This window comes from Acinetobacter sp. A47, from assembly GCF_000805455.1.
Classification (GTDB): domain Bacteria; phylum Pseudomonadota; class Gammaproteobacteria; order Pseudomonadales; family Moraxellaceae; genus Acinetobacter.
Map to the genome: position 1 here is coordinate 102,375 of NZ_JSUS01000044.1, position 19,469 is coordinate 121,843.

At 47.2% G+C, this 19,469-nt stretch carries 16 protein-coding genes; 9 read left to right on the forward strand and 7 right to left on the reverse strand.

Annotated features, from left to right (window positions below):
• Positions 1–41 precede the first annotated feature (41 nt).
• From hslO to OC23_RS10830, 3 genes are all read right to left on the reverse strand, one after another.
• Positions 42–917, reverse strand: coding sequence for an Hsp33 family molecular chaperone HslO (hslO, locus tag OC23_RS10820; RefSeq protein ID WP_038344795.1), 876 nt, complete (start codon positions 915–917; stop codon positions 42–44).
• A 117-nt stretch (positions 918–1,034) separates the two neighbouring features.
• Entirely contained in the window at positions 1,035–2,852 is a 1,818-nt protein-coding gene (locus OC23_RS10825; protein ID WP_038344797.1) for a cation:proton antiporter, read from the reverse strand.
• A gap of 187 nt (positions 2,853–3,039) precedes the next feature.
• A complete protein-coding gene (locus tag OC23_RS10830; protein ID WP_038344799.1) occupies positions 3,040–5,265 on the reverse strand; it encodes a primosomal protein N' in 2,226 nt (741 codons plus the stop codon).
• A 211-nt stretch (positions 5,266–5,476) separates the two neighbouring features.
• Between OC23_RS10830 and gspF the strand changes: the two genes are divergently transcribed.
• The 3 genes from gspF to OC23_RS10845 all read left to right on the forward strand — a co-directional run bounded on the left by gspF (position 5,477) and on the right by OC23_RS10845 (position 7,855).
• Entirely contained in the window at positions 5,477–6,682 is a 1,206-nt protein-coding gene (gene gspF, locus OC23_RS10835) for a type II secretion system inner membrane protein GspF (protein ID WP_038344801.1), read from the forward strand.
• A complete protein-coding gene (gene gspG / locus OC23_RS10840) occupies positions 6,682–7,251 on the forward strand; it encodes a type II secretion system major pseudopilin GspG (protein ID WP_038344803.1) in 570 nt (189 codons plus the stop codon). Before gspF ends, gspG begins: the two co-directional genes overlap by 1 nt.
• 259 nt (positions 7,252–7,510) lie before the next feature.
• Positions 7,511–7,855: a hypothetical protein gene (locus tag OC23_RS10845; RefSeq protein WP_038344804.1), complete on the forward strand. Its 345-nt coding sequence runs from the start codon at positions 7,511–7,513 to the stop codon at positions 7,853–7,855.
• A gap of 222 nt (positions 7,856–8,077) precedes the next feature.
• Here the strand turns inward: OC23_RS10845 and lnt are convergent, their stop codons facing one another.
• Positions 8,078–9,637: an apolipoprotein N-acyltransferase gene (lnt, locus tag OC23_RS10850; protein ID WP_038344806.1), complete on the reverse strand. Its 1,560-nt coding sequence runs from the start codon at positions 9,635–9,637 to the stop codon at positions 8,078–8,080.
• Entirely contained in the window at positions 9,634–10,473 is an 840-nt protein-coding gene (locus OC23_RS10855) for an HlyC/CorC family transporter (RefSeq protein WP_038344808.1), read from the reverse strand. The genes lnt and OC23_RS10855 overlap by 4 nt, the downstream gene beginning before the upstream one ends.
• Before the next feature lie 175 nt (positions 10,474–10,648).
• Here OC23_RS10855 and tusA point away from each other — a divergent pair, with 175 nt between their 5' ends.
• Entirely contained in the window at positions 10,649–10,906 is a 258-nt protein-coding gene (tusA, locus tag OC23_RS10860; RefSeq protein WP_038344810.1) for a sulfurtransferase TusA, read from the forward strand.
• Between the two features lie 154 nt (positions 10,907–11,060).
• Here tusA and OC23_RS10865 read toward each other — a convergent pair whose 3' ends face one another.
• Entirely contained in the window at positions 11,061–12,773 is a 1,713-nt protein-coding gene (locus tag OC23_RS10865) for an electron transfer flavoprotein-ubiquinone oxidoreductase (protein ID WP_038344812.1), read from the reverse strand.
• 187 nt (positions 12,774–12,960) lie between these two features.
• Here OC23_RS10865 and OC23_RS10870 point away from each other — a divergent pair, with 187 nt between their 5' ends.
• From OC23_RS10870 to OC23_RS10890, 5 genes are all read left to right on the forward strand, one after another.
• Positions 12,961–13,584 (forward strand): DUF1285 domain-containing protein, encoded by a 624-nt coding sequence (locus OC23_RS10870; RefSeq protein WP_038344814.1) that lies wholly within the window; start codon positions 12,961–12,963, stop codon positions 13,582–13,584.
• Positions 13,585–13,628: 44 nt separating this feature from the next.
• Positions 13,629–14,516 carry a glutamate racemase gene (gene murI, locus OC23_RS10875; protein WP_038344815.1) on the forward strand — a complete coding sequence of 296 codons (888 nt, stop codon included), beginning with the start codon at positions 13,629–13,631 and terminating at the stop codon, positions 14,514–14,516.
• Positions 14,517–14,610: 94 nt separating this feature from the next.
• Positions 14,611–15,639, forward strand: coding sequence for a DUF4062 domain-containing protein (locus tag OC23_RS10880; protein WP_038344817.1), 1,029 nt, complete (start codon positions 14,611–14,613; stop codon positions 15,637–15,639).
• A gap of 70 nt (positions 15,640–15,709) precedes the next feature.
• Positions 15,710–16,726: a ferrochelatase gene (hemH, locus tag OC23_RS10885; protein ID WP_038344819.1), complete on the forward strand. Its 1,017-nt coding sequence runs from the start codon at positions 15,710–15,712 to the stop codon at positions 16,724–16,726.
• A gap of 29 nt (positions 16,727–16,755) precedes the next feature.
• Entirely contained in the window at positions 16,756–17,400 is a 645-nt protein-coding gene (locus tag OC23_RS10890; RefSeq protein ID WP_038344820.1) for an MBL fold metallo-hydrolase, read from the forward strand.
• A 56-nt stretch (positions 17,401–17,456) separates the two neighbouring features.
• Here OC23_RS10890 and OC23_RS10895 read toward each other — a convergent pair whose 3' ends face one another.
• Positions 17,457–19,193 carry a hypothetical protein gene (locus OC23_RS10895; RefSeq protein WP_038344822.1) on the reverse strand — a complete coding sequence of 579 codons (1,737 nt, stop codon included), beginning with the start codon at positions 19,191–19,193 and terminating at the stop codon, positions 17,457–17,459.
• Between the last annotated feature and the right edge of the window lie 276 nt (positions 19,194–19,469).

The following is a 19,469-nucleotide window of genomic DNA, read 5'->3' on the forward strand; positions in this document are numbered from 1 at the left end:
AGACGGAAGCCCGTCTTTCTTTATTATCACATGGTGCCAGATTAACTTAAATGTTCACCAAACAGGCCCAATGCTTCTTCGGCAGTAAACTCATAGCGTGTATTACAGAACTGGCAGTCCATCTGGATCGGGTTTTGTGCTTCCAGGGTTTCATGTACCGCATCTACTCCGATCTGGATCAGGGCATTGGCACAGCGTTCTTTAGAACAGGTGCAACCAAACTTTAACTGTTCCGCTTCTGGCAAACGTACTTCTTCTTCGTTATATAAACGATAAAGAATTTCATTGGCTGACAGGTCGGTCAGTTCTTCCGGCTTCAGGGTTTCGGTGAGCATGGTCAGACGTGGCCACAAATCCTCATCAACCATTTTCTGTTCATCTTCATCATTACGTGGAAGTAACTGGATCAACAGACCACCTGAACGCTTGCTGTTGGTTGCCAAAACGATCTGGGTCGGGATTTGTGCCGATAAATCGTAATACTGTTTCAGGCAGCCTGCCAGTGTTGGCTGATCAAGCGGTACAATCCCCTGATAGCGTTCGCCGTGCTCAGGTTCAATGTTGATGAACAGAACCGGATTGGTTAAAGCGGCAAGAACGGTACGGCTATCTTTACCTTCTGCAAATCTTGGATCATCTTCATAGTCGGCCAGGGCGCGGACTTCACCTAAATGGTTGCATTCTGCCATGGCCCATTTGAAGGTACCGCTCGCCTGAATCTGTAAGCTAATACGGCCACGAATTTTCAGTGTGCTGGCAAGCAAGGCGGTGGCACTTAACATTTCACCCAAGAGGCTTTGTACCGCAGGCATATATTCGCGTTGCGCCAAAATGGTTTGTAATGCTTCTTCCAGATGCACCACTTCACCGCGAACGGGACAGTCTTCGATAAAAAAGCGTTGGCGTAAATCAGACATATTTTTCTCCAGTATCCCGTCAAGGGAAAACAAAGCAACGCTTTGCTTTGAAAAGCACTCAGGGCTTTGTAAAAAGGTGCATGTATGCAGTCAATAATGGTGTCAGTTTGCCAAAACTCAAGACATGTCATTGAGCGAATTTGCATCACTTTGTATGTTTTGATCATTGCTCAGTCGATCTGGGGGCAAAGTTTTTGTATTTTCAAACAGGTACTCCAGTTCTGCAATGGCACTCGAATAGTAGCCACTACTATCCTGCTGGTCATGTACCCAGTGTTGCTGGATCAGCAACAGTTCGTCCTGTTGCTTAAAGCGCTCGATCTGTGTTTGTGCATCTACGCTGGACAGTCCTGTTTCAATTAAAGCCTGTTGTGCCATAAGCAGCGAAGATGCATAGGTTTCACGCCAGATGGCCTGAATACCCAGATCATTAAGCAAATGGGCATGATGCCGGTCACGTGCCCGTGCAAACAGGGTCAGGTCGGGATGATTCAGACGCAGGTAGCGTGCCAGATTCATGCTGTCTTCAACATCATCAATGGCGAGGATCAGTAATTTACAATATTCGATCCCGGCAGCACGCAGGTTTTCAGGCTGGCTGACATCGGCATCAATAAAACGGTGTCCATATTGTTCAATGAAGACAGCTTCCGGCTGGTTGCTGTCAATGGCACTAAAACGTTTGCCTTGGGCATGTAAAGCCCGTGCAAGCACTTGCCCAAAACGCCCAAAACCGACGATCAGGATGGGATGCCGGGGCACATCTTCAGGCGCGACCACTGGTTTTTTCTGTAAGCGCGGCAAAATTTCTGTATCCAGCAGCCAGTATAGTAGCGGCGTCAAGAGTATCGAACCGAACACTATCAGTAAGACCGGTTGCAAAACGGGCTGCGGCAGCAGGCTTTCATGCGCTGCCAGTTTGAGCAGGATAAACGAAAATTCTCCGCTTTGTGCCAGGGTGACGGCCATTAAACTGCTGACTCTGGCGTGGCGAACGTGATAATAATGAATCGCTGCAATAATACCAGCCTTGATCAGGATCAGCCCAAGGATTGAGCCTGCAATTAACCCGGGGGAGTGAATCAGGGGTTGTAACGACAGGCCTAAACCCAGTGCCAGAAAAAACAGCCCGCTGGCAGCGTCCTTAAACGGAGTAATAATACGTTCTACTTCGGCTTTGAATTCGGTTTCTGCCAGTAGTAGACCTGCTAAAAATGCCCCGATCAAGATATGGATATGCAGAATATCCATGATCAGGATGACCGATAAAATAACCAGTAAACTCAGGGCCGCAATCAGATGCAGGCTGTTTTTATGTACCAGAAAACGGAAGGCCGGGCGTACCAGATAGCGACTGGCCAGAAACAGGCCGGAAATGGTGGCCATGATCGCGGCAAAATAAGCAATCCCATGGCTGGTGGTGGCGGTATCTTCCAGCAACGGAAAGAGTACAATCAGTATCAGGCTAACAAAGGTCTGAAATTGCAGTGTTGCTAGCGAGGCTTGCCCCACACTGTTATGCAACTGTTGTTTGTTCTGTAAAAGTTGCCGCACCGGGGTAACAGCAGAGAGGGCCAGGGCAAAGCCGACAATGATACTGGCCAGCAACTGGTTAAATATTAAAAAACAAGTCGCTACCAGTGTCAGGCTGATCAGCGCAAGGGCCAGGCCACTATCTTTAAGGAGGTTGCGACGTTCTTGCCAGAGTTGCAAGGGCCGAAAAGCAAGCCCCAGAAAAAGCATGAAGCTGATCATGCCGAGTTCGAGCAAGCTCTGGATCAGTTGCTGATCTTCAACCAGCCCGGTAACGCTGGAGCCGAGCACCAGTCCTGCAACGAGATAGCCCGGCACTGTTGTGCCCAGGTAGCGTTTTGCCAATGGAACAAAAATTAAAGATGCAGCCAGTAAAAAAATAATCGGTAGCAATAAGGACATCGAATGCCTCAGTTTGTTCTATTCTGTTGCGGGACTGTTGATATTCCGGTCAGGACAGGTCTTGTCTCAAACAAGGCCTGCTGTTGCAATGGCTGAAATGACAACACTCCCGATCTAACTCAAAGGATTAAAGCTAAAAAAAGGATGCTCATGTGTCGTACCCTGTACCACCCTGGCCTAAAGTACCTTAACTAAATTCTTGCGGATCAACATCAATGGAAAGTCGCAGTTGATGCTGTCGTGGTAAATGTACCACTTGTTGCCACCATTGACGCAAATAAAAATGCAGTTTTGCGCGCTCAGTAGACAAAATCACCATATGGGCGCGATAGCGGCCTGCTTTACGTTCCATCGGTGCCGGAATGGGGCCCCAAATGTCGACTAGATCGCCCGCCATTGTTCTGAGTTGTTGTGCAATATCGGCCAGAAATTGCTGGCTGTAGTCACGGTCTTTAGATTCGACCCGGACCAGAACGGCATAACGGTAAGGTGGAAGCAGGGCAACCTTCCGGTCAGCCAGCATCTGTCTGGCTACAGTCCGATAGTCATGTTCAATCAGGGTGGTCAGCATCGGGTGATCGGGACGTAAGCTTTGCAAATAGACACTGCCTTTATGCTCGCCTCGTCCGGCACGGCCTGCCACCTGTACAATCAGCTGGGCTGTACGCTCGGGTGCCCGCGGGTCAACACTGAGCAGACCGGCATCAATATCCAGAATCGCCACCAGTGTCACATGCGGGAAGTGATGGCCTTTGGCCAGCATTTGTGTGCCCAGTAATATGCTTGGCTTGTTTTGCTGAATGCGGTCATAAATCTTCTGCCAGCTTCCGACCCTGCTGGTGCTGTCACGATCGACCCGGATGACTTCATGCTGCGGAAACAGCTCCTGCAAATGTTCCTCAAGTTTGGCCGTACCTGCGCCAATGGTTTTTAAGCTATTTTGCTGACATGCCGGGCAGTGATCCGGCAGGCGGTTGATGGTGCCGCAATGATGGCAATGCAAATAATGGTAGGGCTGGGAGTGCAGGGTAAAGTGTGCATCACAATGTGGGCAATTGGCTTGCCAGCCACAGCTTTCACACATCAGGATTGGCGCATAACCGCGACGGTTTAAAAAGATTAGCACCTGTTCCTTACGTTCTAGCGTTTGCTTTATCTGTTCAATCAGGGGCTGGCTGAGGCCATGCTGCTTTTTTGCAATTTTTAGATCAATCACATGCATTTTCGGCAACACTGCCACGCCTGCACGCTGGTTCAGTTCCAGCAGTGCCAGTTTTCCAGATTCAACCAGATGATAACTGTCGATACTTGGTGTGGCAGAACCAAGCACCACGGGACAGTTGTGCAGATGCCCGCGGTATAGGGCCACATCACGGGTGTGATAGCGGAAACCTTCCTGCTGCTTGTAAGACAGGTCATGTTCCTCATCCAGAATGATGAGCCCCAGATTTGGCAATGGGGTGTAGATTGCAGAGCGTGTCCCGATAATGATGGAGGCCTTGCCGGTTTGTGCCTGTTGCCATGCCTGTAAGCGTTTTGATTCATTCAGGCCCGAATGCAGTAAGGCAATATCACAATGAAAGCGTGACTTGAAACGGGAAACCGTCTGGGGGGTAAGGCCAATTTCAGGGACCAGTACCAGTACCTGTTTGCCTTGCTTTAATACCTCATGCATCACTTGCAGATATACTTCGGTTTTTCCGCTTCCGGTCAGGCCATCCAGTAGAAAGGCCTGATAGCGATGCTGGGCCTTGAGAATGTGCTGAATGGCCTTTTTCTGGTCTTCATTCGGGGTGAGGGGCACTTGTGCCAGTTGTACCGGTGTCGGGGTGAAATCATGTGGTTCCAGACAACATTCAGCCAGCCCCTTTTTTTCCAGTGCTTTCAGGGTCGAGGTTTCGACACCACTCAGGTTGAGTACATTCTCGGTGGTACCATGCGGATGCAGCTTGAGTACCTGATAGGCATCAAACTGTTTTTGCGAGCGTTTTAACAGGGCAGCGGGGTCATCATGCGGTGTGATTTTCCACAGATGAAACAGGATATCCAGAGCACGCCCTTGTCTGAGTAAGCCAGGCAAGGCACTTTGCATCACCTCACCAATGGGAAATTGATAATATTGGGCTGACCATGTCAACAAAGTTAAAACTTGCTGGTCTAAGATCGCTTCCTGATCGAGTAATTCCGTAATGGCTTTAAGCTTGAACTGACCGGTAAATACTTCGTCCGGATCAACTTTTTCAGTAATGATCCCGACCAGATTTTGCCGGCCGAACGACACGGCAACCCGGGCGCCCACCTGTGCCTGGGCATATTGCGCTGCACTGACCGTATAGTCAAAGGTGTCATACAGGTACACAGGTATGGCCACTCGAATACGGTAAACAATAGCGCTAGAATCTTGGGTCGGCATATCGGCTTCATTCTGGTCAGGGTTAATGGAACTAGGCCGTCTCCAGATGATGTAATCGCTTACAACAAGCTGAATAAGGCATGACGGCATCTTGTAGAATTATGCTAAAGTGCTGTGCATTATGTCGATGATTTTCTGGTGGAACGAACGGCTTCATTCCATACACGGATGCATTTAACAACGACTATTTTGGGACAATTAGAACAGAACCATGCCTGCTTATCAATTTACTGCTATCGATGCTTCCGGAAAGCAACATAAGGGCGTGCTGGAAGGGGATTCCGCACGTCAGATTCGCCAACAGTTACGCGATAAAGCCTGGACGCCGATTGCGGTTGATGCCGTTGAGCAAAAAGACAAACAGCAACAGCGCTCCTGGTTTAAAAAAGGCTTTAGTGCCTATGACCTGGCCTTGATGACGCGACAGTTATCCGTGCTGGTGGCTGCCGGAATTCCACTGGAAGAAGCCTTGCGTGCGGTCAGTAAGCAAAGTGAAAAAGGTCATGTACAAAACTTATTGATCGCGGTACGTTCCAGGGTACTGGAAGGCCACTCACTGGCCAAGGCCATGCAACAGTCCGGGCGTTTTCCGGAACTGTATATTGCAACCGTTGCCGCAGGCGAACGTTCAGGTCATCTCGACCTGATCCTTGACCAGTTGTCAGACTACACTGAAAACCGTTTTGCCATGCAAAAAAAGATTCAGGGTGCGATGATCTATCCGATTGTGCTGATGCTGATGTCATTCGCGATTGTGATGGGGCTAATGACCTATGTGGTGCCTGAAATCGTCAAGACCTTTGAACAGAGCAAACAGGCGTTGCCCTGGATTACGGTTGCCTTAATGAAAGCCAGTGCCTTTATCCGGCATACCTGGATTGGCATGCTCATTGTGGCTGTGGTGGCCATCATTTTATTTACCCGTTTTTTAAGAACCACGGCAGGACACTATGCATTTGACCGATTAACGCTCAGGTTGCCACTATTTGGTAAACTTTCCCGTGGTATAAATGCAGCACGCTTTGCCAGTACCCTGTCGATTCTGACCCGTTCCGGTGTACCTCTGGTCGAAGCGTTGCGTATTGGTGCAGAAGTCAGTAATAACTGGGTCATTCGTGATGCGATTGATGCTGCGATGGAGCGTGTAACAGAAGGCGGCAACCTGGCAACTCAGCTGGAACGTTGCGGTTATTTTCCCCCGATGATGGTGCAAATGATCCGTAGCGGTGAGGCCTCGGGTGAACTGGACCGGATGCTGGATCGGGCATCAACCATGCAGGACCGTGAGGTGACCACCTTTATTTCAACTTTACTGGCACTCCTTGAACCCTTGATGCTGATTTTTATGGCAGCAATTGTCTTGGTCATTGTGATTGCGGTAATGTTGCCAATTATTAATATGAACAATATGATCTGATGAGTGACATGAAAGAGATGAATAATTCAATGAATAAGCACAATGTTGGACACAGCCTGAATCCTTGCACTCAAAGCATCGCTTCTCGTCTTGCGGAATCGTGTGACTCAGAGCATAGCTCTTCGTCTTGCGCTCGGACAAAGTTCCACTTTGTTAACCCTCGCTCAGGATTTACGCTCATTGAGGTGATGGTTGTTATTGTGATTTTAGGTATTCTGGCTGCCTTGATCGTTCCGAATGTCATGGGACGAAGTGAAAAAGCAAAAGTAGATACAACGCAGATCACCTTAAAGACGGTAGAAGGGGCATTGAAGCAATATAAGCTGGATAACGGACGTTATCCATCCATGCAAGATGGCGGACTGGATGCCCTGGTGCATCAACCTGCTTCTGCAAAAAACTGGTTACCTGAGGGCTACTTACCAAAATATCCTAAAGACAGCTGGGATAATGATATTCAGTATGTGATTCCGGGTCGTGAAGGTCGTCCATTTGATTTATATTCGTTTGGTGCGGATGGTAAAGAAGGTGGTGAAGGCAGTGATGCGGATATTTATTATCAGCCATAATCTTCTATAAAATATCACTTCACTTTTAAATAATAATAATCAAAGTGAAGTGATAATATTTCTTGATTAGAATATTTTATATAAGTTTTTGAAAATATTATAAAAATAATATAATAAATATCTGAGAGTTATAATAAGAATTATTCCCATATTTAATAGTTACAAGAAAAAGAAAATATGCCGGAAAATACACTTTCTCTTTAGATTAAAGCTTTGCATAATAAATCCAGACCATTGAAATCAGGTATGGAGTAATCAGATGAAAGCATTTTTTCTGTTGGATGAACTGAATCAGTTTCATTGGGCAATGCTGAAATCTGTATTGCTCATTTTAAGCCTGCTGCCGATAAGTGAGGGGGCACTGGCCTTATGGCAGACCGCAGAAGGGAGCAGCCAGATCATGATCGGGTTCTTTGTACTTAGTCTGTTAAGTGCCTGGTTTGTAGTCTGCTTTTTAAGTGCCCTGAAAACGACGGTCTGGCATCATGCTGACCTGATTTCTAAATATGAACAGTTTTTATTTAAAGCATATCGTTATGTTCCGATGCTTTGTTTATCTACTCTGGTGGCCTATCTAAGCCTGCAATTCTCGGTTAGCCTGTAACGCATCTGGATCTGTAAAGCTGAAAACGTCGCCTTGAAGCGACGTTTTTTTATGTGCAGGATACAGGTTGTGCCTAGCTGCTTAGAAAGAAAATGGTCTGCCGTTGCCAAGAACAGCAGGGTGGGCAAGGCAAGCTGGATGAGCGTTTAAGCTGATATGCTGATCAGGGGGAAACTTTGTGACCCGGCGGCAAGATTGCCCCGGGCACAAGCTTTATAAGACTTATCGGCGAGCCTTGAAGCTGACATCCACCTTGCGTGGACGATAGATCCATCCGATTGCCAATAACAATAATGAAAAGATCAGGATTGGATAATCACTCAAGCGGTTATACAGGGTTTGCCCTTGCATGGCAGGCAGATCACCACGCAAAACGGCTTCCTGATCGAGTGGAGCCTGTTTTACGATATGGCCATTCTGGTCGATAAAGGCAGTGACACCAGTATTGGTGGCACGGATAAACCAGCGCCCATTTTCTTTGGCGCGCATTTGTACCATTTGCAAGTGTTGCCAAGGACCAGCGGTGCCAGTAAACCAGGCATCGTTAGACACCGTGATCAGAAAGTCACTGTTCGATGCATTACGGCGGGTCAGGTTTGGATAAGCCACTTCATAGCAAATGGCGGCTGCCAGTGCATGGCCTTTGACTGTTAACGGCTTCTGATTGGCCTCGCCACGAGAAAAACCACTCATGCTGACATCATTCTGCATGGCAGGAAGTACCCACTTCAGCATGCCGGATAATGGAATATATTCACCAAACGGCACGAGGCGCTGCTTTTTATACAAACCCTGCGCATCGCTGCCTGAAGCCATAATACTGTTGTAATACAGCGGCTCACCCAGCTGCTGTGACTTGGCCATATCCCAGTACGGGATACCGGTGACCCATGCGCTATCTGTTTTTTTGCCCTGTGCATTCATGGCGTCCAGAAATTCCGGAATATCGGTCTGGAACATCGGAATGGAGGATTCCGGCCAGACAATCAGGTCACGGCCCCATTCAGCGCGGGTCAGGTTGGCATAAATTTCTAAAGTCTTGATCTGGTATTCGGTCAGCCATTTCAGGTCTTGCGGGATATTGCCCTGAATTAAGGATACACTCAGTGGTTTTGCGGCTTTGGGCTGTACAAACTGAATAAATCCGGCCCCCCATGCTCCCAGAATCAGCAGGGCTGAAGGCACAGCCCAGAACCAGCGACGATTTAAAATCTCGACCAGCGCACAGGCCAGAACAATGGCCACGAAAGAAACCGCATACACTCCAAACAGTGGTGCATAACCATCTAATAGACGTTCAGTAAAGGCATAACCGGCAAATAACCACGGGAAACCGGTGAATACCCAGGTCTTGGCCCACTCAAATAGCACCCAGAGCGGTGCAAACGTGAGCGGCGTTTCGGGGAAAAAGCGGCGATATAGCCAGGTCTGAAAAGCCGTAAACAGGCCCATTGCAAGGGCCATAATGGCAATCATCAACACGCTTAAAAAGGCGTTGGTATCACCATAGGTATGGATCGAGGTATAAAGCCAGAATGCGCCGACAAACCATAAGCCGAAACCATAGGCCCAGCCGAGTGCAAAGGCCTGACGGGGAGTCCGCTGGCGTAATACGGCATAGAGCAGGGCAGGAGATAAAATTGCCAGCCACCAGAAATAATAAGGGGCGAGCGCCAAACTAAAGATTGCACCCGAAATGAGTGCAATCAACAGTGGAAAAATAAAAGGGAGCTGTTTTTGTGGTTGAGACGAATTTAACAGCTTCTCAAAATAGGTTCTCATTGACGGACAGCTCGAATCAGATGAATAGTGCGTGCATCTGCTTCAATAATGGTAAATTGCCAGTCGTCAAGTTCAATGGTTTGACCTTGTAAATCGCTGACTAAACCAATTTCTTGCAGCAGTAAACCGCCCATAGTTTCAACTTCATCGTCAGAAAAATCTGCATTTAAAATAGTGTTGAAATGTTCGATTGGTGTAAGTGCCTGCACAATCCAGGTATTGGCTGTGGTCGGGTCATTATCCGGAACGATATATAACGCCTCTTCATCGGCAATATCGTGTTCATCTTCAATTTCGCCGACAATCTCTTCCAGAATGTCTTCAAGGGTGACCAGACCGGAAGTTGAACCATATTCATCAATCACGATGGCAATATGGGTCTGTGTATTTTTAAGCATCCGCAATACCTGATCGGAACGGGCGCTTTCAGGCACGAATACAGGCTGGCGCATCAGGGCGCGAATGTCGACTTTGACATTGCGCTCGGTCAAGAATGGCAGCAGGTCTTTTGCGAGCAAGATCCCGACCACATTGTCACTTTGGTCTGCAGAGAAGACCGGAAAACGTGAATGTGCCGAATCGATCAGTACATGCAGGATATCAAGTAGCTGATCGTCTTCCTGCAAGCTGATGATGGCTGTGCGCGGGGTCATCACTTCTCGAATCTTTGTTGCAGGAAGATCGAGAACACCCTCAAGCATGGCAACAGTATCTGGCTCTAAAAAGCGGCGTGAGTCTTGAACTAACTTGAGTAATTCATCGCGGGTTTCTGGTGCGGTACCTAACCATTTTCTTAAGCCACGCATACCCCACGACGGACTGGATTCCTCGACCATGATCTTTCCTAAAGACTCTCTATATCAATTAGATGATTTTCATCATACCGAAGATAAAGCGGATATGCATCAATAAAACTATTTAAAAAACGTACAGTTTTTCAAAAAGCTGTAGATGATTTTTATATGAACAGTTTATGCTAAAATGTGAAAATTCGAATATTTGAGTTTTATGATGTCGGAACAACCAAAGCTTCCTGCTGTTCAAATCAATACGCGAGGTCTGCGTTGCCCTGAACCGGTGATGATGTTGCATCAAGCCATTCGCAAGGCCAAGTCGGGTGATATTGTTGAAGTCTTGGCAACAGACCCTTCAACCTCGTGGGATATTCCAAAGTTCTGTATGCATCTTGGGCATGAATTATTGCTCAAAGAAGAAAGTCAGGATGAAAATAGCCATACCGAATACCGTTATCTGGTACAGAAAGGTTAAGCTTTATTTCTGATTTTTACATGGCATAGTGCATAAAAAATCCGGGTCTAAACCCGGATTTTTTTGTTTTGAATTACATATTTGGATATGAGAAGCGACTAAAGCTTCGCAAGGTGAGACCCACCAAGACAGCGTCTTAGTGGGGCGCAAGGAATTACATATTCGGGTAGTTTGGACCACCGCCGCCTTCCGGCGTTACCCAGGTGATGTTCTGTGACGGATCTTTAATATCACAGGTCTTACAGTGAACACAGTTGGCTGCGTTGATCTGGAAGCGTTTAGAACCGTCATCATTTTCCATGATTTCGTAAACACCCGCCGGGCAGTAGCGTTGTGCTGGCTCATCCCATTTTGGCAGGTTTACATTCACCGGAATCGATGGATCAGTCAGCTTCAAGTGTGCTGGCTGGTTTTCTTCATGTACGGTATTGGAGACGAATACTGAAGATAAACGGTCAAAGGTCAGCTTGCCGTCCGGTTTTGGATAGTTTGGCTTGAAGGTCGAGGCATCTACGGTTTTCAGCGCAGCAAAGTCCTGTTTAAGATCGTGCAAGGTAAATGGCACTTTAAAGACGTTCTGGTCGATAAAGTTAAATGCACCACCAATCCACTGACCAAACTTGTGCATGGCAGGGCCGAAGTTACGCGAGTTATATAACTCTTCTTTTAACCAGGAATTGTTATATTTGTCGGTATAAGAGGTCAGCTCTTTGACGAAATGGTCTTCGCCTTCAAGCACACGTGCAACGGCAAGGTCACCGCCTTTGGCAACACCCGCAGCAATTGCTTCAAATACAGCCTCACCACACAACATGCCTGACTTCATGGCCGTATGCGAGCCCTTGATTTTTGAGAAGTTCAAGAAACCGGCATCATCACCGATCAGGCAGCCGCCCGGGAAGGTCAGTTTAGGCAGGGCATTAAAGCCGCCTTTAACCACAGCACGTGCGCCGTAAGAGATACGCTTGCCGCCTTCAAGGAATTGCTTGATGGTCGGATGGGTTTTCCAGCGTTGCATTTCCATGAATGGGTACATGTGCGGATTTTCATAAGATAAATCCACGATCATGCCCAGCGTCACCTGGTTGTTTTCAGCGTGGTATAACCACCAGCCGCCTGATGAACCGGTTTCAGACAATGGCCAGCCTGCACCGTGCATGACCAAGCCAGGCTTATGTTTGGCAGGGTCGATTTCCCAGAGTTCTTTGATCCCGATACCGTAATGCTGTGGATCAGCATCTTTATCCAGATTGTATTTGGCAATCAGGCGCTTACCGAGGTGACCACGGCAGCCTTCAGCAAACAGGGTATATTTGGCATGCAGTTCATAACCCGGGGTAAAGTTATGCGTTGGCTCACCATTTTTACCGATGCCCATATCGCCAGTCTGGATACCTTTTACCGTACCATCTTCATGGTACAGCACTTCAGAGGCAGCAAAGCCTGGGAAAATTGATACTTCGAGTTCTTCTGCCTTCTGGCCTAACCAGCGCACGACGTTACCGAGGGAAATGACATAGTTCCCTTCGTTGTGCATGGACTTTGGAACCATCCAGTACGGCATTTTTTGTGCCTTGGTATCCGACAGCAAGAAATAGGTTTCGTCGCCTGTTACAGGGACATTGAGAGGTGCGCCTTCTTCCTTCCAGTTTGGAAATAGTTCATTGATGGCACGTGGTTCAAGTACAGCACCTGAAAGGATATGCGCACCTACTTCGGAGCCTTTTTCAACAACACATACAGAAAGGTCAGGTAGGTTGTTTTCAATCGCTAATTGACGAATTTTAATCGCAGCAGATAAACCCGCAGGTCCTGCGCCTACGATCACTACGTCAAACTCCATCGCTTCACGTTCGATGTGTTCCATGTAGGACTCCTCATATTTTTAAGGGTGGCAACCGTAATATTGCGATTCGGCGCTGCCATGAGTGTTCTTAATTGCCAAACACAAATGCTACTATTGTGCTTGCAAACGTTTGGGATAGTATAGTTTTAAACCTTGATCTCGCCAATTGGCTGAGCGGTCATATTTTCTCGTCAGCAAGGCATAAACTATGATAAATGAAAATGATTCTCCACAAAACTCTATAGAAAACCCGGGAAAAATCATGTTTTCTGATGATAAAAACTTAATGAACATTGCACAATACTTAAAAGATGTACAGCAAAGTCACAAAAGGTCAATCCCGCCTTTAGACCAGTGGCATCCAAAGCATTGTGGCAAAATGGATTTGCGCATAAAAGCCAATGGAGAATGGTGGCACGAAGGTCAATTGATCAAACGGCAAGCTCTGCTAGACCTGTTCAGTAAGGTGCTCTGGAAAGAACAGGGCAAATTTTATCTGAAAACCCCGGTGGAGCAGATTGAAATCGAGGTTGAAGACGAACCATTACTGATCAATCAGGTGGATCAGGTCGAAATTGAAGGCAAGACCTACCTGCAATTGATAACACCTAATCAGGACGTGGTGATCGTAGATGAAGCACATCCGGTTTTTATGCGTGAATATGCCGGTGAGTTACGTCCTTATGTGCATGTCCGTTTTGGCCTGAATGCGCTGATTCAGCGGCAGAGTTTTTATCATCTCGTCAACTATGGCAGTTTGTCTGAAAATGCACAGGGTGACACGGTTTTGACGCTAAAAAGTGGTGATTTGGTCTTGCATTTGAGCACCTGAGGTTTAAGCTTAATCCAGTAAATAAAACAGTGTCCATGTGTAATATGACTGCCGTTCAATCCATGCCCCTTTTACTTGACCCAATGCCCCATGCATCTGCTGATGCGCCGATCGGGGTATTTGATTCGGGGATTGGCGGATTATCGGTGGCACAGGAGATTGCCCGGCATTTACCCAATGAACGCATTCTTTATTATGCCGATACCGCGCATGTGCCCTATGGTGCACGTTCAGATCAGGAAATCCGTCAGCTGACGGCACAAGCGATTGAATGGCTTTACCGTCAGGGCTGTAAAATAGCCGTGGTGGCATGTAATACCGCTTCGGCCTTTAGCCTGGATTATTTGCGGGAGCATTATGGCGAGCGCTTTCCAATCGTGGGGCTTGTGCCGGCATTAAAGCCTGCCGTGATCCAGACCCAGTCCAGAGTGGTGGCGGTGCTGGCGACCCCGGCGACCTTCCGGGGGCAGCTGATTAAAGACGTGATGACGAAATTTGCCGAGCCGGCAGGTGTCAGGGTGATGCCGGTGACCAGTCTGGAGCTGGTACCGTTCGTTGAGGCCGGACAGCAGATGAGTCCGGCCTGTCTCGAGGTCCTGCAACAGATTTTGCAGCCTGTGGTCGAACAGGGCGCAGACTTTCTGGTCTTGGGCTGTACCCATTATCCTTTTCTGAAAGACGCGATTCGTCAGGTTTTTGCTGAAAAACTAAAATTAATTGATTCCGGACAAGCAGTTGCACGACAAACTGCCTATCTTTTAATTAAAAATGGGTTATTATGTGACAAATTGCGTCATAACATTACCCGTATTCAATGTTATGTCAGTGGTAACAATGCGCAGGAACTACAACCGGTTCTTCAGCACCTTATACCAGAACAATTAACATGGAAGATTCAGAATCTGGCCGAGATTGAGATAGGAAATCACTAAATCGAGCCATATTGATATATTTATTGGGGTTAGTTGTTAATAAAAATCAAGACAAATACTTGATATTATTGATCAATGAATTGGGGCCTGGCCTATGCAAGATACTCGTTATCAAGTTTTTATTTCTACCTCTGGCAATGAAATGCAACCAGAGCGGGCGGTTTTAGCACAAACTTTAGTGGGGATGGGATTTCTGTCATGGGGGCTGGAACAGCGAACCCCGCTGAGTACCTCGATTGCGCGGCGCCAGATTGACGATTGTGATTATGTGGTGATCTTGCTCGGCAGCCAGTATGGCGAGCAATCGGTTTCGGGTGTGGGCTATATGCATCTAGAATATATCTATGCCATGACCAAACAAAAGCCGGTAATTGTTTTTATGCATCAGGACCCGGACTCGCGTGAGGCCAGATTGCATGATCACAAACCGGAACTGAAAGAAAAATTCAAAGAATTCAGAAAGCAGCTTCAACATGAAGTTGATCAGGTGTTTTGTTATCGAAGCTTGAGAGATCTGGAGCTGGCGGTACGTTCCAGTATGCCGCAGATGCTGGAGCGTTACCCTGTCGTTGGATGGGTGCGTCCGCAAAATACACAGGTCTTGCGTGATGAAATAGATGCATTACGGGCCAAGGTCAAGCAGCTGGAAACCGAGCTGGGCAAGCGTGAAGCCGATCCGCTGACTCATGTCCCTAAAGTCTCCATGCATGAACTGTATGCCTTTGAATACCGCATGCATGCTTATCAGGATGGAAACTTCAAGGAAGTCAAACCGCATCGCAAGATGACCTGGGCACAATTACTGAATGTACTGGGCTCAGCCTTTGTGATCCCGACACCGGAAGAATACTTTTCCAAGCGCATCAATGAATATCTGAATGAGACCGGTCTGGACGATGCCCGTCAGGAAATGCCTCGGGCGCATGCGGTATCGCGTGCCCAGGTCAACATTCGTGCCTTGCATGAGATCAAGTTGCAAATGCGCCAGAATGAATGGATTGTGCCCACCGGACGTGATGACCGCCAGCGCATGTTGTGGCAACTCACTACAAAAGGGCAAAAACTGCTGGAAAGTAATATTCTGGATAGCAATCGGGTTTTTCAGTTTAAGACCATGCATTAATCCAATTTAGAAAACAGGCTTAAAACTGCTAAAGTAATCGCATGAACCCAATGAACAGCGGATGCGGTCTATGTTAGCGACACAAAAACCAAAAGTGACTGTGATTCTGGCCAATCTAGGTACACCTGATGACGCCACTGTGCCAGCAGTACGACGTTTCCTGAAACAGTTTTTATCTGATAGCCGTGTGATTGAGATCCCTAAACTATTATGGTGGATCATTCTGCACCTCTTTGTTTTGACCTTCCGTCCCAAACGGGTGGCTGAAGCCTATGCTTCGGTCTGGTCTGGTGACTCACCCATGCGTGAAATCGTGCTGGAACAAACCCTGCTGATTAAACAACGCCTACAAGAAGAAAATCATCAGTTTGACCTGACGGTGGTACCTGCCATGACTTATGGCCAGCCGAGTATTCATGCCGTGCTGGAGCAACTGGCGCACACACCGCAAGAACATGTGATTTTATTGCCGTTATTTCCACAATATTCAGCGACCTCGACGGCGCCACTTTATGATGCCTTTGCCAGGTGGATTCCCAAGCAGCGCCATTTACCGGGACTGACCCTGATCAAGGATTATTATCAGCATCCTTTGTTTATTCAGGCATTGGCCGATGGTGTATTGAGATATCAGGCCCAACATGGCAAAGCTGAAAAACTGTTGATGTCCTTTCACGGAATTCCCCAACCGTATGCCGATAAAGGTGACCCCTATGCCGAGCGTTGCCGGACCACAGCACGTCTGGTAGCAGAAGCGTTGCATCTGAAAGAGGATGAATGGGCGATCAGCTTCCAGTCACGTTTTGGCAAGCAGGAGTGGGTCAAGCCTTATACCGATCAGCTGTTACAGCAGTGGGGTGAGCAAAAAGTCCAGTCGGTACAGGTCATTAGTCCGGCCTTTTCAGCAGACTGTCTGGAAACCTTAGAAGAACTGGCCATGCAGAACAAGGAAATTTTCCAGCATGCAGGCGGGGGCGACTATGCCTATATTCCGGCACTGAATACCGATCAGGCCCATATAGATTTGCTTGCCGGTCTGGTTCAGGCTAATCTTGATGCACTTACCCATACCTTAGCCCATCGTTAAATCGACGCTTTATTTCGCCAGAGGTGACCATGCTCCAAGTCAAAATTGTTCCCGTTACTGCATTTGCCCAAAACTGCTCAATCTTGTGGGATAGTGAAAGCAAAGAGGCAATTTTGATTGATGCGGGCGGTGATGCTGCGCTACTGAAAAAAGAAGTCGAGGCTTTGGGCCTGACTGTAAAAGCCCTATGGCTCACACATGGTCATCTCGACCATGCCGGTGCCGTAGGGGAGCTTGCACAAACCTGGCAGGTTCCGGTGATTGGACCGCATAAGGAAGACCAGTTCTGGCTGGACATGATTCAGGAAGTCTCGGCCCGTTACGGTTTTCCGATTCCACAGCCAGTCAAGGTCGATCAGTGGCTGGAAGGCGGTGAGGTGTTAAAGCTGGGTGAGGATGAATTTGAAGTGCGTTTTGCCCCAGGCCATACCCCGGGGCATGTGATGTTCTATAACGCCAGACATGGTTTGTTATGGACAGGCGATGTACTGTTTAAAGGCTCGATTGGGCGTACCGATTTTCCAAGGGGCAACCACCAGCAGTTACTGGATTCAATCCAGCGCGAATGCTTTAGCTTGCCGGATGAAACCCAGTTTATTTCAGGTCATGGCCCAATCAGTACCATTGGCCATGAAAAGCAGTTTAATCCTTTTGTGGCCAGTAAAGCAGGTTAACTGCCCCTTTTAGCTTGTGTAGAGCAGGCTGTCTGCACAAGCCGGTTTGCTTCCGGTCAGATCGTTTCCAGCCATTTCTGATTGGCCAGATTCAGGTCGAAGTTCACGCTATTACAGATGCTTTGCAAGTCAAATGACGCTTTATCTTCCGGAATCTGAATCAGGATTGGTAAACGGGTAATGCCATTGTCGCCAGTTGGAAAGGCATAATGCCGTTCTTTGTGGTTGATCGAGATGAGTGATTCAGATTCAAGATAAATGATCAGTGATGGGAAACGTCGCTGGATGCGCAAAATTTCCTGATGGGCATTTTTTTTGATCTGTGCGGTTTTCTGTTTGAGCTTGTCAATATTGTCTTTTATTTTTTGCGGCTTATTGAGCAGTTTACTGAGCAAAGAGGCACTCTGTTTGAGTTGACGCTGGTTTTCCTTGAGTTCGGAAAACGCATCTTTATATTCCTGTAAGGAATTCAGGCTAATATCCTTGAGCAGGTTGGTCGGTTCGGCCGCTTCAGCATGATGCTTTTTCCACTCCTCATACGAAAATACGGTAAATATATCCGAATGCCGTTTCTGTAGCAGCGTCGCATAGGATTTGAGCCGGGCAATAAACAGGCTGACCTGTTTATTCAGGATCAGGGAAGGTTGTGACTGGAATTCGATAAAATGGCTAATCAGCTCATCCAGTATCTGTTTCACACTCAAATACAGATAGTTACACTCATCACGATGATGCACCGAATGCTTGAGCGCATCGGCGACAGGCTCAAGAATATTGCTGCACAGCTTCTGCTCAAAATCAATCAGCCGCTGTTCCACCAGTTTTTCAATAAATACCCCGTTGGGCTGTAACGGCTGTTTCAGGAAAGGCACCAGGGTCTTGCTGCTATAAAGTTCGATATTGCGCACGATATCGGACACATACTGGTTGACCGGCTGATCAATGGTAATGATCCGGCTGATCTGCCATTCAAATTGTGCCTGATGGTGGTTGTCCTCGATTTTGTCTAAATCCAGAATGGCGGAATGCACGTAAATGTTTTCACAGCCTTCGAGTTTTTCTTCTTGCAGGAAACGGCGGATGGAAAAGGTATCGGGCATGCCATCCTTGCTGGGCGCCAGAGCAAAAATATACTTGGAGGTTTTAACGATCTCCAGTTGCCTGTCTTTTTGCTGTTTATACAGAAAATATTTAAGGATATGCGGTTTTTCTGCTCTCAACTGATGTGAGCGCAGCAGCTGGAAAGAGTACTTTAATAGTTGCTGCTTGAGATAAACCTCGGTTATGAAGGTCTTGATGACATCAAGGTCGATCTGCCGCTGACAGGCGGGTAATACGATTCTTTGTTTTGCCAGGATAATCTGGGCAGCTGTATAGATAAACTCTTTTAATATCAGCTTTTTTTGTTCCTGCAAGTCAAAGTCATCCTCGGTCTCAAGAGTATTGATCTGGGCTAAAATATGCTCCAGATAATCGGCAATTTCATAAACATGCGCATAGTGTTTTAACTTTTCCAGTGAAGCGGCAATTTGGGTGACCAGCAGCTTGACGGGAGCAATATAGATTTTCTCGAGCAGCAACTGAAAGTCATGTCTTGCCAGATAGGAAAACCGGTTGTCCTTGCGGTTCCAGTGGATTTTTTTCGGTTGCAGAACCTGCTGGGCAATTTTTTCACATTGCTCAGGTGTATGTTGTGAAAATAGCGTGACCAGGGTATTTTGCCAGTGTGCATCCAGATTGGGATCAATTTGTGTTGCCAACACTTTAAGCTGATAAGGAATATCATTATTCATTGTTACATCCTGGTAATTTACTATTTTTATTAAATAAGCTGATTCCATGTAAAGGCATGTGCAACTGGATCAGAATGTTGTATCTGGGTTGAGATGTAGGTACTGTTTTTATTCAACCCGACTATTATGGCTAGATTTGCATAAGGTCATAAAAAAGTAAATTACTGTGATGTGTATCGCAGATTTAAAATGTGTAAAATTTTATTAAAACATGGCAGAAGCGAGGCGGCTTGGTTAGCAGCAGGCCCGAGCACAGGTGCGTCTTGCTGAAATTTA